General features: G+C 63.5%; 14 protein-coding genes. 10 read left to right on the plus strand and 4 right to left on the minus strand.

Annotated features, from left to right (window positions below):
• Positions 1 to 94 precede the first annotated feature (94 nt).
• From AC1RJW_RS07195 to AC1RJW_RS07215, 5 genes are all read left to right on the plus strand, one after another.
• Positions 95 to 1003 (plus strand): LysR family transcriptional regulator, encoded by a 909-nt coding sequence (locus AC1RJW_RS07195; protein WP_493044386.1) that lies wholly within the window; start codon positions 95 to 97, stop codon positions 1001 to 1003.
• 129 nt (positions 1004 to 1132) lie between these two features.
• The gene (locus AC1RJW_RS07200; protein ID WP_493044387.1) at positions 1133 to 1618 is read left to right on the plus strand and encodes a phasin family protein; all 486 of its coding nucleotides are present in this window, start codon (positions 1133 to 1135) and stop codon (positions 1616 to 1618) included.
• Positions 1619 to 1829: 211 nt separating this feature from the next.
• A complete protein-coding gene (locus AC1RJW_RS07205) occupies positions 1830 to 3008 on the plus strand; it encodes an acetyl-CoA C-acetyltransferase (protein ID WP_034783723.1) in 1179 nt (392 codons plus the stop codon).
• A gap of 210 nt (positions 3009 to 3218) precedes the next feature.
• Positions 3219 to 3959 (plus strand): acetoacetyl-CoA reductase, encoded by a 741-nt coding sequence (phbB, locus tag AC1RJW_RS07210; RefSeq protein WP_099377910.1) that lies wholly within the window; start codon positions 3219 to 3221, stop codon positions 3957 to 3959.
• 119 nt (positions 3960 to 4078) lie between these two features.
• Positions 4079 to 5515: a hypothetical protein gene (locus AC1RJW_RS07215; protein ID WP_493044388.1), complete on the plus strand. Its 1437-nt coding sequence runs from the start codon at positions 4079 to 4081 to the stop codon at positions 5513 to 5515.
• Here the strand turns inward: AC1RJW_RS07215 and AC1RJW_RS07220 are convergent.
• Complete coding sequence (locus AC1RJW_RS07220) at positions 5452 to 6072, minus strand: LysE family translocator (protein ID WP_493044389.1); 621 nt, start codon at positions 6070 to 6072, stop codon at positions 5452 to 5454. The genes AC1RJW_RS07215 and AC1RJW_RS07220 overlap by 64 nt on opposite strands.
• A gap of 153 nt (positions 6073 to 6225) precedes the next feature.
• Here AC1RJW_RS07220 and AC1RJW_RS07225 point away from each other — a divergent pair, with 153 nt between their 5' ends.
• The 4 genes from AC1RJW_RS07225 to AC1RJW_RS07240 all read left to right on the plus strand — a co-directional run bounded on the left by AC1RJW_RS07225 (position 6226) and on the right by AC1RJW_RS07240 (position 8794).
• The gene (locus tag AC1RJW_RS07225) at positions 6226 to 6708 is read left to right on the plus strand and encodes an Lrp/AsnC family transcriptional regulator (protein ID WP_034752896.1); all 483 of its coding nucleotides are present in this window, start codon (positions 6226 to 6228) and stop codon (positions 6706 to 6708) included.
• A 78-nt stretch (positions 6709 to 6786) separates the two neighbouring features.
• Positions 6787 to 7743, plus strand: coding sequence for a prolyl aminopeptidase (pip, locus tag AC1RJW_RS07230; RefSeq protein WP_493044390.1), 957 nt, complete (start codon positions 6787 to 6789; stop codon positions 7741 to 7743).
• A 112-nt stretch (positions 7744 to 7855) separates the two neighbouring features.
• Entirely contained in the window at positions 7856 to 8296 is a 441-nt protein-coding gene (locus AC1RJW_RS07235; RefSeq protein ID WP_034783716.1) for a DUF2721 domain-containing protein, read from the plus strand.
• Between the two features lie 42 nt (positions 8297 to 8338).
• Complete coding sequence (locus AC1RJW_RS07240) at positions 8339 to 8794, plus strand: hypothetical protein (protein ID WP_034752899.1); 456 nt, start codon at positions 8339 to 8341, stop codon at positions 8792 to 8794.
• A gap of 2 nt (positions 8795 to 8796) precedes the next feature.
• On the opposite strand, the gene AC1RJW_RS07245 is transcribed toward AC1RJW_RS07240, so the two are convergent.
• Positions 8797 to 9378 carry an SRPBCC family protein gene (locus tag AC1RJW_RS07245; protein ID WP_493044391.1) on the minus strand — a complete coding sequence of 194 codons (582 nt, stop codon included), beginning with the start codon at positions 9376 to 9378 and terminating at the stop codon, positions 8797 to 8799.
• A gap of 159 nt (positions 9379 to 9537) precedes the next feature.
• On the opposite strand from AC1RJW_RS07245, the gene AC1RJW_RS07250 reads away from it, so the two are divergent.
• Positions 9538 to 11583, plus strand: coding sequence for an oxidoreductase (locus tag AC1RJW_RS07250; protein ID WP_493044392.1), 2046 nt, complete (start codon positions 9538 to 9540; stop codon positions 11581 to 11583).
• 63 nt (positions 11584 to 11646) lie between these two features.
• Here the strand turns inward: AC1RJW_RS07250 and AC1RJW_RS07255 are convergent, their stop codons facing one another.
• A complete protein-coding gene (locus tag AC1RJW_RS07255) occupies positions 11647 to 13359 on the minus strand; it encodes a cation:proton antiporter domain-containing protein (protein WP_475416963.1) in 1713 nt (570 codons plus the stop codon).
• Positions 13360 to 13569: 210 nt separating this feature from the next.
• The gene (locus AC1RJW_RS07260; RefSeq protein WP_493044393.1) at positions 13570 to 14691 is read right to left on the minus strand and encodes a beta-ketoacyl-ACP synthase III; all 1122 of its coding nucleotides are present in this window, start codon (positions 14689 to 14691) and stop codon (positions 13570 to 13572) included.
• Between the last annotated feature and the right edge of the window lie 71 nt (positions 14692 to 14762).

The raw sequence follows: 14762 nt of genomic DNA on the forward strand, positions 1-14762 counted from the left end.
TGCGCTAGAGTGTGCGGCAACTTGATTTATAATCAAAACGAAACATTTTTCCGAATAACATGAAAATAATTCACGTACATCACCCATTTTCCCGATGCTAGAAATCCGCCACCTGCGCACCCTGAGTGCCTTGCGTTCCTCCGGCAGCCTGGTGCGCGCCGCGCAATTGCTGAATCTGACGCAGTCGGCGCTGTCGCACCAGATCCGTTTGCTGGAAGAGCGCTATAACGCGCCCTTGTTCGAGCGCAAGTCGATGCCGATCGCGTTTACGGCCACGGGCAGCCGGCTGCTGGCCCTGGCCGACAAGCTGCTGCCCGAGATCGAGCTGGCCGAGCGCGACGTGGCGCGCCTGTCGCAGGGCGACAAGGGGCAGCTGCGCGTGGCGCTCGAATGCCATACCTGTTTCGACTGGCTCATGCCCGTGATGGATGCGTTCCGCCAGCGCTGGCCGGAAGTGGAAATCGACCTGGTGTCGGGTTTTCACAGCGAACCGGCGGACTTGCTGCGCTCGGGCGAGGCGGACCTCGTGATCGGCTCGCCGTACGGCCCCGATTTCACCGTGTTTCCCCTGTTCCGCTTTGAAATGCTGGTGGTGATGGCGCAGAAGCACCGGTTGCAGGCGCAGCGCCGCCTGATGGCGAGCGATTTTACGGGCGAGACCCTGATCACCTATCCCGTGCCGGAAGAGCGCATCGACCTGATCCGCGAAGTGCTGCGGCCGGCCGGCATCCAGTTTGAACGCCGCACGGCGGAACTGACGGTGGCCGTGTTGCAGCTGGTGGCGAGCCGGCGCGGCATCGCCGCCTTGCCGAACTGGGCCATCAAGAATTACGTCGACTACGATTATGTGGTGGCGCGCCCGGTGGGCGAGCACGGCTTGTGGAGCGATTTGTATGTGTCCGTGCCGGAGCAGTTGCAGGACAAGGCGTATGTGCGCGATTTCGTCAGCGTGATACGCGAACAGTGCGCGGCCTCGCTCGACGGTATCAAGTTGTTGTCCTGATCAACGTTGAATTGGAAACAAACCAACAGGAAACCTTGATAAATATCAAGGTTCAGCAATGAACCACCGCTTACAGTTGAGTACTGTGCGGCGCAACATGGCGCCGCCTACTCTTTGGGGAGGAACGACATGTTTTCATTTTCCGAACAATGGGCACTCGCCGGCAAGGCCGTGGTGGAAGCGCAATTGATCAGCGCGCAAGCGTATGCCCAGGCTGCCGTCGACAGCGGCGCCAGCGTGCTGGACTTGCAGCTCGACGCGGCCCGTGCGGCGCTGGCTGCCGCTACGGTGGCGGGCAATCAGCTGCTGTCCGTGAAGGACCCGCAAGCGCTGCTGCAACTGTCGCGCACGCAGTCGCAACTGGCCATCGAACGCATCGGTGCATATAACCGCCAGGCAAAGGATGTTGCCCAAGAAACCCAAGAGAAATTCGATACCGTGACAAAGGGTGAGTTTGCTGCATCGCGTCAAAAATTTGGCGAGCTGTTGCAGGTGGTAAAGCAAACGCCTGTGCCTCTGATTATTCCCTTCAATAATTTTCTAAAAACCACTTTCGGCGGCGCCGATGAAGGGTATGATAAAAATAAAAACACGCGTCCTGCGCGCCAGGCCTAAGCGTGTTGCAGCCCGGCAGCGGCTATCCGCCGCGCCAGGTTGCCCGCCGCCGCCGCAAGCAGGCTGTCATCGCCGCCGCCTGCGGTGCGGCGCTGGAACTGCGGCGCATGCCGCGCTAGAATGAAACGCAGCTTGCTGTGTCTTCCCGGATTCACTGGATTGTATTAACACCTTGACCTTGGCCCTCGTGGCCTGCATATCGGAGAAATAAATGGATGATGTCGTAATCGTGGCCGCCGGCCGTACCGCAGTCGGCAAATTCGGTGGCAGTCTGGCCAAGATTCCTGCGTCCGAACTGGGCGCGCATGTAATCAAGGGCTTGCTGGCACAAACCGGCATCGACCCGAACCTGATCGGCGAAGCGATCCTGGGCCAGGTGCTGACGGCTGCCGTCGGCCAGAACGCCGCGCGCCAGGCTGTCATCAAGGCTGGCTTGCCCAGCTCCATCCCGGCATTCACCATCAACAAGGTGTGCGGCAGCGGCCTGAAGGCTACGCATCTGGCGGCGCAAGCGATCAAGTGCGGCGACGCCAACATCATCATCGCCGGCGGCCAGGAAAACATGAGCGCGTCGCCGCACGCGATGAACGGCTCGCGCGACGGTTTCCGCATGGGCGACTTCAAGATGATCGACACCATGATCGTCGACGGCTTGTGGGACGTGTACAACCAGTACCACATGGGCATCACGGCGGAAAACGTCGCCAAGAAATACGAGGTGACGCGCGCCGAGCAGGATGAATTCGCGCTGCAGTCGCAACTGAAGGCGGAAGCGGCGCAAAAAGCGGGCAAGTTCAAGGATGAAATCCTGCCGCTGGAAATCGCGAATAAAAAAGGCACGGTGGTCTTCGACAGCGATGAATACATCAAGCCCGGTTCGACCCTGGAATCGCTGGCCGGCCTGCGCCCCGCGTTCGCCAAGGACGGCACCGTCACGGCCGGCAATGCTTCCGGCCTGAACGATGGCGCCGCCGCCGTCATCATGATGTCGGCCTCGCAAGCGAAGGAACTGGGCTTGAAGCCGCTGGCGCGCATCAAGGCTTACGCTTCGTCGGGCCTGGACCCGGCCGTCATGGGCATGGGCCCCGTCTCCGCATCGCGTCTGTGCCTGAAAAAAGCCGGCTGGACGCATGAAGAGCTGGACTTGATGGAAATCAACGAAGCGTTTGCCGCGCAAGCGATTGCCGTCAACAAGGAAATGGGCTGGGATACCAGCAAGATCAACGTGAACGGCGGCGCGATTGCCATCGGCCACCCGATCGGCGCCTCGGGCGCGCGCATCCTGGTCACGCTGATCCACGAAATGATCCGCCGCGACGCCAAGAAAGGCCTGGCCGCACTGTGCATCGGCGGCGGCATGGGCGTCGCCCTGGCGATCGAGCGGGATTAATCGCTAGCGCCGCACCCAAGCTACCGCGCGGCGCGCTTTGCGGCCTGCGATGCTCACCGTGCCAGTGCACGGTTGCGCTTCTTAGCCACAAATCATCGCCGCTCGCTACGCTTGGGTACGGCGCGGTACGCCGCCGTCATGCGGCAGTTTTGGACTGCTTTATTTAAATAATTAACTTTTTAGCAACAGAACGACACTGAGGGGATGAAAATGGCAAGAGTTGCATTGGTAACTGGTGGCATGGGCGGTTTGGGCGAAGCGGTGTGTTTCAAGCTGGCGGCGCTCGGCTATCGCGTGGTGACCACATATTCCCCGGGCAATCCGAAGGTCGCTGACTGGCTGGCGACGACCAAGGACATGGGTTATGACTTCAAGGCCTATCCTTGCGATGTGGCCGACTACGATTCGGCCGCCGCCTGCGTGGCTGCCGTGGAAAAGGACATCGGTCCTGTCGACGTGCTGGTGAATAACGCAGGCATCACGCGCGACATGACGTTCAAGAAGATGGACAAGCCGAACTGGGATGCCGTGATGGGCACCAACCTCGACTCCGTCTTCAACATGACCAAGCCCGTCTGCGACGGCATGGTGGAACGCGGCTGGGGCCGCATCATCAATATCTCGTCCGTGAACGGCCAGAAGGGTGCTTTCGGCCAGACCAACTATTCGGCCGCGAAAGCGGGCATGCACGGTTTCACCAAGTCGCTGGCGCTGGAAGTGGCGCGCAAGAACGTCACCGTCAACACCATCTCGCCGGGCTACATCGGCACCAAGATGGTCATGGCGATTCCGCAGGAAGTGCTCGACAGCAAAATCATCCCGCAAATTCCGATGGCGCGCCTGGGCAAGCCGGAAGAAGTGGCCGGCCTGGTCGCCTACCTGGCTTCCGATGAGGCAGCGTTCGTCACGGGCGCGAATATCTCGATCAACGGCGGCCAGCACATGTCGTAATCGGTATTGAGGTACAACAAAAAAGACAGCTGCGGCTGTCTTTTTTTATGCTTGCCAGCAAAACGGGACAAGCGCGTGCTTTGCCTTAGAATCAGTATTTCTTCACCGCATCATTCTCCATGCCTCTTGTTCCTGCCTTGCGCCGCGCCAGCGTGGCCGCCATCCTTTTCCTGGGCGCCAGTGCAGCCCAGGCCAGCGTCGCCTTCCACGTCACGGTGGTTACCGAGCGCGTCAACCAGCCCGGCGTGAAAACCAGCCTGCCCGCGCGCGATACGCAGGAAAACGATGTCGTGCTGGGCCCGCATTACCTGAGCGTGCGTGATGGAAATCGCTTGTCCGTGCTCGATTTCGCCGCGCGCCGCCGCCACGTCATCGATATGGCGGCGTCCACCTACGACACGTATTCGCTGTTCGACGTGGCGGGCTTTCGCCATGTCGAGATCGGGCACCGCAAGGGCCTGGCCGGCGTGCTCCAGGCGGGCGGCTTGCAGGCCCATGTCACGCCGCCCGTGTACGAGGAGCAAGCGCTGTCCGTGCCGGTGGCAAGGCGGCGCGGCGCACTGCAGCCGCAGGTGCTCGACGGCGCCGTGCTGTGGTCGCTCGACGGGCAGCCCTTGCTGCGCCTGGGGATAGCCGGCAGCCCCGTCAGCGGCGACGATGCCACGGCCTTTGCCCAGTACCTGCGCTATACCTGGGGCGGCCACCCGCTGCTGCTGAAGATGCTGGCCGACGGCAAGCGCATTCCCGCCGACTTCACCTTGCACTACCAGGAAGTGGGCGGCAAGCTCACGCGCCATTTCCGCATCAGCGCCATGACGGTGGCTGCACCGGCTACCTATACCTTGTCCGCCTACCGGCCCCGCCCGCTGGCGGCCGATGCGCCCCCGCTCGAGCGCGTGCTGGCGCAGGCGGCGCGGTTGCCGCCGCCGGGACCCCAGGTCCATCCCGCGCTGCGGGCCGAAGCGGAAAAGCTCTTTGCCGCAGACCAGCCCTTCGAGGCTTTTTTGACCATGCTGGAAGACCATTTTTCCACGGGTGCGCTGGTGGAAAAGCTCACGCCGCAGCAGCAGCTGGCCATGCAGGCATGCCAGCCCATCCATGATTTGACGCGGGGATTGCTGGCCAAGGATAAGGAGGGTATCGCGGCCGCGCTGGCCGCCGTGCAAGAGTTAAGGACGCAAACGGGGATGGCGCAGCCCGTGCTGGCCTTGTTCGAGGGGAATTTGCGCGCCAAGCTGGGGCAATGGCCGCAAGCGACGGCCTTGTATCTGCAAGTGCTGCAGGCAAAACCGCAGATGGCGGCCGTGTACCAGGACCTGGGCGACGCCTTGCTGGCGCAGTTCGATGCGGCCAATGCCTGGCGCAGCTGGGATGCGGGGCGGGCCATGGCGCCGGCCCTGCGGCAATTTCGCAAGGTCAACGACCTGGAACGCCGCCTGCTGAACGATTACCCCGCCTTCTTTGCCGGCGGCGCGCCGTTGCCGCCGACAGCTCAGCCCAGCACCAGCCGTCCGGCCAGCAGCACGAAGACGGTGGGCAGCACGAACTTGCCGTAAGGCGAGGGTTTGCCGCGCAGGCGGCGCGCCAGGCGCGCGGCCAGCACGGCGTAGATGGCGTCGAACAGCAGGCCCACCAGCACCAGGATGGCGCCCAGGCGCAGGTATTGCATGCCGACACTATCGCTGCCGGCGACGAACTGCGGCAGGAACATGCTGCAAAACAACAGTGCCTTCGGATTGAGCAGATTCGTCAGGAAACCGCGCACCAGGCTGGCGCGGGCGCTGTGCGCCGTGGCGGGGGCGGCGGTTTCCTGGGCCATTTTGGTGGACAGGGCCGACTGCAGCAGGCGCAGCGCCAGGTACAGCAGATACGCGGCGCCCGCCCATTTGACCCACTGCAAGGCTTGCGGATGCGTCACCATTAGCGCCGCCAGGCCGGCGCCCGACAGCGCCACGTGCACGGCGCGCGCGCCGGCGATGCCCACGGCCGTCACCAGCGCCGTGGCCACGCCGCGCGCGGCGCCCGTCGCCAGCACCAGCGCCATGTCGGGGCCCGGCAATAAAAAGGCGCCGGCCAGTGCCAGCAGGTACATCAGGAAGGTAGAATCGGACATGGGCCAGTCGAAAAGAAAAGCGGGAGCATGCGCACGCTGCAGCCTGCTCGCCGGGCCCCATTATGTTCTTGCCACGATGAAATGTGCTTGCTTTTCCTGCCCTGCATGCCCTAGTATTCGGGTAGATTCCACTCCTATAAAAACAAAAATTAGATGAAAATTTCAGAAGTTAGCCTCGACGCCACCGATTTGCAGATACTCAGGCTGTTGCAGGATGAAGGAAGGCTGTCGAATGCGCGCCTGGCCGAGCGCTTGAAACTGAGCGAAACCCCCGTCTGGCGCCGCTTGCGCCGCCTGGAAGAAGAAGGGTTTATTACCGGCTACCAGGCTTTGCTCAACCGCAAGAAGCTGGGTATCGGCCTGGTGGCCTTCGTGCGGGTCGTGTTTGCCAACCATGGCGGCGAGCAGCCGTCGCAGTTCGAGCAAGCCATCGCGACGATTCCCGAAATCTTGTCGTGCCACAATGTGGCGGGCGAAGCCGATTACTTCCTGCAAGTGGTGGCGCGCGACCTGGAAGCGTATGGCGAATTCGTCTCGACCGTGCTGCGCCGCCTGCCTGGCGTGGCGGAAATCCAGTCCAGCCTGTCGATGCGCGAAATCAAGTCGTCGAACCGCCTGCCCTTGCTGCTGGCCTGAGCCGGCGGCGGCGCACTATAATTGGAACAGTTGCCAGGAATCGTGCCTGGCGCCCTGACCGCCATTCCAAGGACCGCCATGCCCGATTCTTTGTCCCCCCTGTTTCCCGCCCTGACGCCGAACCGGCACGGCATGCTGGCGGTCGATGACATCCACACCATTTACTGGGAAGAGTGCGGCAACCCCGACGGCATTCCCGTGCTGTTCCTGCATGGCGGGCCCGGCGCGGGCCTGTCGCCGCAGCACCGCCGCTTCTTCGATCCGCAGCGCTACCGCGTGATCCTGTTCGACCAGCGCGGCGCGGGCAAGTCCACGCCGCTGGGCGAATGGCGCAACAACACGACGCAGCTGCTGATCGCCGATATCGAGCGCCTGCGCGCCCAGTTCGGCATCGCCCAATGGCTGGTGTTTGGCGGCTCGTGGGGTTCGACCCTGGCGCTGGCGTATGGCCAGGCGCATCCGGAAGCCTGCCTCGGCTTCGTGCTGCGCGGCATCTTTTTGTGCACGCAGGCGGAAATCGACTGGTTCATCGACGGCGTGCGCTGGTTCTATCCGGAACTGTACGAGGAATTCGCCGCCCCCATTCCGCTCGAGGAGCGGGGCGACCTGCTGGCGGCCTACGTACAACGCATCCTCAGCAGCGATCCGGCCGTGTACTGGCCGGCGGCGCGCGCCTGGAGCCGCTTCGAGGGCCGCCGCGTGTACCTGATGCCGCAGCCGGAAGATGCGCCGAACGATGCGCTGGACCTGGGCGTGGGCCGGCTCGAATCGCATTACATGGCCAATCTCGGTTTCTTCGAGGAAGACCAGCTGATCCGCAATATTGGGCGCATCGCGCATTTGCCGGCCGTCATCGTGCAGGGCCGCTACGACGCCATCTGCCCGCCGCTGTCGGCCTACCGCCTGCAGCAAGCCTGGCCTGGTTCCCAGCTGGAAATGATTCCCGACGCGGGCCATGGCGCGCTCGAGCACGGCATCGCTTCGGCGCTGGTGCGCGCCACCGAGCGCTTCGTGCCGGGGCGCGGCTTCGCATGACCTTGCAACACGCCGGTTGGCAAAGCGGCCAGCCGGCGTGCGCCACCTGCTACACTATGGCCTGTGCTGGCGCCAGGGTCGGGCGCCGGTGTGAACCCACGACTTTTTATCCATGAACATACAGATCGGCGACATCGGCCATATCATCCAGCTGGCGATTGCGCCGGTTTTCCTGCTGACCGGTATCGGCACCATGCTGGTGGTGCTGACCAACCGCCTGGGCCGCATCATCGACCGCACGCGCGTGCTGGAAGACCGGCTCGACATCGGCTACAACGATTTCTATATGGATGAGCTAGATACCCTGTATCGGCGTACCCATCTGATCAATTATTCGATTTCGCTGAGCACGGCGTGCGGTTTCTTCGTCTGCGTCATCATCGCCATGCTGTTTTTGGGCGATATTCTGAACCTGACCCTGGACAAATACATCGCGGCCTTCTTTGTGCTGGCCGTGATTTGCCTGATCGGCTGTTTTATTTATTTACTGCGCGAAATTTACCTGGCCGCAACGGCCCAGCGCATCCGGCGCCATATCCGCCCGCCCCGCTAGGCGGCGCGCCGGTCTACCCTACTATTGAAGAACGAGTCCAGCATGCACGATTACAAACGTCCCCCCACCCTGCACCGCTACGGCCAGCGCAGCGAACTCGAGCTGGCTTTGAGCCTGGGCCAGTTCCGCCTGGCGCCAGCGGGCAACTGCCTGACCCTGAGCTTTTCCCAGGTGTGGGACAAGCAACTGTTCGACCTGTTCGCCCCGGCCGACGCTTGTTTGATCATCCACAATACGGAAGAATTCGGCGAACGCCTGCACCGCGCCGTGCAGCGCACCTTGCCCAGCTGGGCAGGCATCGATGGCCTGGTCGAATACGGCCAGCGCGCCGCCCTGGGCGCCGCTTTTACCAAGACGCGCGCCGAAGCGCCCGAACAGGAATGGCTGTTCGCCTGGCGCTCGATGCAGCCGCAGGCCAGCCTGAACCCCGTCACCGTGAAACTGGGCAGTCTGGAAAACTTCGCGGAAATCCGCGACCGCGATACGTATCTGGCGTAATGTTAGCCTGATTTATCCGCATGTTGGCTGTCGATGCGCGCCAGCACGGCCGCCATCATGCGCTCGATATCGCCGCGTATCATGGTCGTGCCCAGCATGCCGGGCACATAGAAGCCCGGCATCAGCCGGCTGGAAAAGACGATGCGCGTGCCGCCCGTCTCGGGCACCGGATATAAATTCCAGCGCGATTCGTAATGCCGCATGTCGCCCGAGATCAGGGCGATGTCGATGGCCGTGAACGGCGTTTCCGTGGCCCGCACCACCAGGTGGATGGGGTGGTTCATGAACAGGAAGCGCGCCATGCCCTGCTGCTCGATGATGACTTCATTGCCGTTACGCGACAGTACGCGGCAGGAGCTGAGGTCGGGCACGAATTCGCTCATGCGCTCGTAGGTGGTCAGGGTTTTCCACACGGAGGCCGGCGGCGCCTGCACGCTGCCGCTGGCATCGACTTCATACATGCGCTGCCCGTCGACCTCGATGCGCTTGACCTCGACCTTCAGCTTGTCCAGGCGTATCGCCTGTGCCAGCGCGGTAGCGGGGATGGCGCACAGCATCAGCAGGCAGAGGAAGAGTCGCTTCATGCCACCTAGCCTACGGGAAAGTACCTCCCGGCACAAGCTGTACGCATCGCCGGCGGGCGCGCCGGGCGATTTAGAACTCCCGGTCTAGAGAAAGTCGCTGCGGCGAGCGGCAATGCTTGCTACCGTACGGCCTGCAACCACCTTACCGGACCGATCACCATGACTGCCTATCCCCATCTGCTGGCCCCGCTCGACCTGGGTTTTACCACCTTGCGCAACCGCGTCATCATGGGGTCCATGCACACGGGCTTGGAAGACCGTTTTTATCATTATGGCAAGCTCGCCGCGTTTTACCGCGAACGGGCGCGCGGCGGCGTGGGGCTGATCGTCACGGGCGGCATCTCGCCGAACCGGCAAGGCTGGCTGCTGCCGTTCGGCGGCACCCTCAATTTCCTCGGCGACGTGCCCAACCACCGCAAGGTGACGCGCGCCGTGCACGAGGAGGGCGGCAAGATCGTCATGCAGATCCTGCATGCGGGCCGCTATGGCTACCAGCCGTTCGTCGTCTCGGCGTCGGCAAAAAAGTCGCCGATCTCGCCGTTCCGCCCCCGTCCCCTCACGGAACGGGGCATAGAGCGCACCATCTGCGACTACGTGCGCTGCGCGCGCCTGGCGCAAAAGGCGGGCTACGACGGCATCGAGGTGATGGGCAGCGAAGGCTATTTATTGAACCAGTTCCTGTGCGCGCGCACGAATCTGCGCCAGGACCGCTGGGGCGGCAGCATCGAGAACCGCATGCGCCTGCCCGTGGAGATCGTGCGCCGCATCCGCGCCGCCGTCGGCCCCAACTTCATCATCATGTACCGCCATTCCCTGCTCGACCTGGTCGAGGGCGGCAATACCTGGGACGACGTGGTGACGGTCGCCAGGGCCCTGGAGCAGGCGGGCGTAACGATTCTGAATACGGGTTTCGGCTGGCATGAGGCGCGGGTGCCCACCATCGTCACCTCGGTGCCGCGCGCCGCGTTTGCCAGCGTGGCGGGCCGGCTGCGCCGCGAAGTCACGATTCCCGTGGTGGCGTCGAACCGCATCAACATGCCGCACGAAGCCAACGCCATCCTCGAGCGGGGCGACTGCGACCTGGTGTCGATGGCGCGCCCTTTCCTGGCCGACCCTGATTTTGTCGCCAAGGCGGCTGCGGGCCGCGCGGACGAGATCAACACCTGCATCGGCTGCAACCAGGCCTGTCTCGACCACACCTTTGCCAACAAGCGCGCCAGCTGCCTGGTCAATCCGCGCGCCTGCCATGAAACGGAACTGGTCTATGCGAAAAAGGCCGTGCCGCGCCGCGTGGCCGTCGTCGGCGCCGGGCCGGCCGGCCTGTCGGCCGCCACCGTGGCGGCCGAATGCGGGCACGAGGTGACCCTGTTCGACAGCAGCGACAGCGTGGGCGGCCAGTTCAAGGTGGCCATGCAGATACCGGGCAAGGAAGAATTTACGGAAACCATCCGCTATTTTGCGCGCCGCATCGCCTTGTCGAATATCAAGCTGCGCCTGGGCCAGCGCGTCACGCGCGAGCAATTGCTGGCCGGCGGCTACGACGACGTCATCATCGCCACGGGCATCAAGGTGCGCCTGCCGGCCATTCCCGGCATCGACCACCCGACCGTGCTGTCCTACCTGGATGTGCTGCAAGCCAAGAAACCCGTGGGCGCGCGCGTGGCCATCATTGGCGCGGGCGGCATCGGTTTCGACGTGGGCGAGTATTTATTGCACGACCCGGCGCACCCGCTGCCCCAGCCCGTGGCCACCTGGGCGGGCGAGTGGGGCGTGGACTTGAATGCGGCGACGGGCGGCGGCCTGGTGGCGCCTGCCGCGCCGCATCCCGTGCGGCAAATCTTTTTGTTGCAGCGCAAGACGTCGAAAGTGGGCGCGGGGCTGGGCAAGACCTCGGGCTGGGTGCACCGCGCGGTGCTGGCGCGCAACGGCGTGGCCATGCTGGCCGGCGTGAGCTACGACAAGATCGACGGGCAGGGCTTGCACATCACCGTGGGCGGCGAGCAGCGCCTGCTGGCGGTGGACAACGTGGTCATCTGCGCGGGCCAGGACAGCCTGACGGAACTCATGCCGGAAACGGACAAGGATGGCAAGCCGCTGGTCGCGGGCGGCCCCCGTTTCCACAAGATCGGCGGCGCCGCGCTGGCGGCGGAACTCGACGCCAAGCGGGCCATCCGCGAAGGCGCGGAACTGGCCGCCAGCCTGTAAACAGAAAGCCTGCCGGCTGGGAAGCGGGCAGGCTTGCTGGGTGGAAAGAGCGCTGGCGCTGGCTTAGTGCGCGCCGTGGCCCTTCTTCGCCGTCTCAAAACTCTGCAGCACGTGCTCGGCCATGCCATTCGCCAGTTCGTGCTCGCCGATAAACACCTTGCCCGCGTTTTCCGCGCGCAGCAATTCCGCCTCTTCCTCGCTGTGCGTGCGTACCACCGTCAGGATGGCGGGATTCAGCGCGCGTGCCGTCTCGATCATGGCGCGCACGTGGAAGGTGTCCGGCGTGGCGATGACGAGCATGGTGGCGTGCGTGATGTGCGCCTGGATCAGCACGGCCGGCTCGCCCGCATTGCCGGCCACGGCCGGGATGCCCTGCTTGCGCAGCTGGTCGACGATTTCGCGGTTTTCCTCGGCCACGACAAAGTGGATGCCCCGCTCCATCAGGGCGGCGGCAATGCGCCGGCCCACGCGGCCGTAGCCGACGAGGACGATCTGGCCCGACAGCTTTTCCTGCGGCACCGTCATCGGCAGCTCGGCCAGCGGGTCCGTGGTGCGTTCGAACTTGCGGGCGAAATCGCTGTTGCCGATCACGCGCAGCAGCGGCTTGGCCATGCTGAAGACGAGCGGGTTGAGGGCGATGGACAGGATGGCGCCGGCCAGGATCAGGCTTTGCCCTTCCTGCGGCATCAGGCCCAGCGACAGGCCCAGCGCGGCCAGGATGAACGAGAACTCGCCGATCTGCGCCAGGCTGGCCGAGACGATGATGGCCGTCTTCGGCGGATAGCGCAGCGCCATCACGAGCAGGAAGGCGGCAATTGACTTGCCGAAGATAATGATGGCGCACACGGCCAGCACTTGCAGGGGCTTGTCGATGAGGATGGTCGGCTCGAACAGCATGCCGACGGACACGAAGAACAGCACGGCGAACGCGTCGCGCAGGGGCAGGGACTCTTCCGCGGCGCGGTGGCTGAGTTCGGATTCGCGCAGCACCATGCCGGCGAAGAAGGCGCCCAGCGCGAACGACACGCCGAACAGCTTGGTCGAGGCGTAGGCGATGCCGACGGCGGCGGCGATCACGCACAGGGTGAACAGTTCGCGCGAACCGGTGCGCGCCACTTGCCACAGTATCCACGGGAACAGCTTGCGGCCCACGACCAGCATGAAGACGATGAAGCCGGCCACTTGCCCTAGGGTAATGGCCAGGGTTTGCCACAGGCTGACGGCCTCGGCATCGGGCGCGACCTTGCCGCCTAGCACACTGGCGAACGCCGGCAGCAGCACGAGGACCAAGACGGTGACGAGGTCTTCCACCACCAGCCAGCCGACGGCGATGCGGCCGTTGAGCGAATCGAGGATGCCCCGTTCTTCCAGCGCGCGCAGCAGCACCACGGTACTGGCCACGGACAGGGCCAGGCCAAAGATCAGGCCGCCACCGAGGGTCCAGCCCCACCAGTGGGCCAGGCCCATGCCCATCGCCGTGGCGACGCCGATCTGCAGGATGGCGCCAGGCAGCGCAATCTTGCGCACGTCCCACAAATCTTCGATGGAAAAGTGCAGGCCGACACCGAACATCATCAGCATCACCCCGATTTCCGCCAATTGTCCCGCTATTTCCGCATCCGCCACAAAACCGGGCGTGGCCGGTCCGATGATGATGCCGGCGGCCAGATAGCCGACCAGGGCCGGCAGTTTCAGGCGCGCGGCGATGAAGCCGAAGATGAGGCCGAACCCGAGGGCGGCGGCGATGGTGGTGATCAGGCTGATGTCATGGGGCATGCGTGTGGGGTTCCTTATGGGGACGTGCGGGTAGAAAAAGATGTTGCTCAGCGGCCAAGTATAAACGCATCAAAGCCCCTGCCGGAAAATTTCCTGCGGCTTTATCGCAAAAAACCTGTGCTATATCTTCGTCCAGCTGGCCGGGAACGCATGCCATCCACTGGGATCTGCGCCTAATTCAAGCAATCACGCGCTTTACCTGCCAGGCACCTACACCTTGCGCACGACCACGCAGCCGATGGAATAGCCTGCGCCGAACGAGCAGATGACGCCCATGGCGCCTGCCGCCATGTCATCCTGATATTTATGGAATGCAATGATCGAGCCGGCCGACGAGGTGTTGGCATAGGTGTCGAGGATCACGGGCGCCTCGTTCGCTTCCGCGTCGCGGCCCAGGATCAGGCGCGCGATCAGCAGGTTCATGTTCAGGTTGGCCTGGTGCAGCCAATAGCGGCTCACTTGCGCCACTTCCACGCCGGCCTTGGCCAGGGTCGCCTTGATCATTTCGGCGGCCATCGGGCACACTTCCTTGAAGACCTTGCGGCCTTGCTGGCGGAACAATTTGTCGGCCTTGCCCACGCCGGACTCGTCAAAACGGTTGAGGAAGCCGAAATTGTTGCGGATGGCGTTAGAGAAGCGCGTTTTCAGTTCCGTGCCGATGATTTCGAACTGGTGCGTAGAGACGGCCGTGTCCTTGGCTTCCACGATGATGGCCGTGCAGGCGTCGCCGAAAATGAAATGGCTGTCGCGGTCGCGCCAGTTCAGGTGGCCGCTGGTGATTTCGGGATTCAACACCAGCACGGCGCGCGCCTGGCCGCTTTGCACGGCGGCCACGGCTTGCTGGATGCCGAAGGTGGCGGACGAGCACGCCACGTTCATGTCAAAACCATAACCATCGATGCCGAGCGCATCCTGCACTTCCACGGCCATGGCCGGGTAGGCGCGCTGCATGTTGCTGCAGGCCACCAGTACCATGTCGATGTCGGCCGGCGTGCGGCCGGCGCGCGCCAGGGCGTCTTTGGCGGCGACGACGGCCATTTCCGCCTGCAAGGACAGTTCGTCATCGCCCCGCTCCGCAATGCGCGAGACCATGCGGGCCGGATCGAGGATGCCTTCCTTTTCCATCACGAAGCGCGACTTGATGCCGGACGCCTTTTCGATGAAGGCCACGCTCGACAGTTCCAGCGCCGTCACCTCGCCCGCGGCGATCGCGTCGGCGTTATCGGCATTGAACTTTTCTGCGTAGGCATTGAAGCAGGTGACCAGCTCTTCGTTGGAGATCGAAAAGGGCGGCGTGTACAGTCCGGTACCGCTGATGACGACTTGTTTCATGGTTAAACTTTCAAATTTGGCAATCGGCGCGGCGCCGATAAGTGAAGCAAATTTTACACAAACGGGCTCGA

This window comes from Janthinobacterium sp. GW822-FHT07A03 (assembly GCF_058798815.1).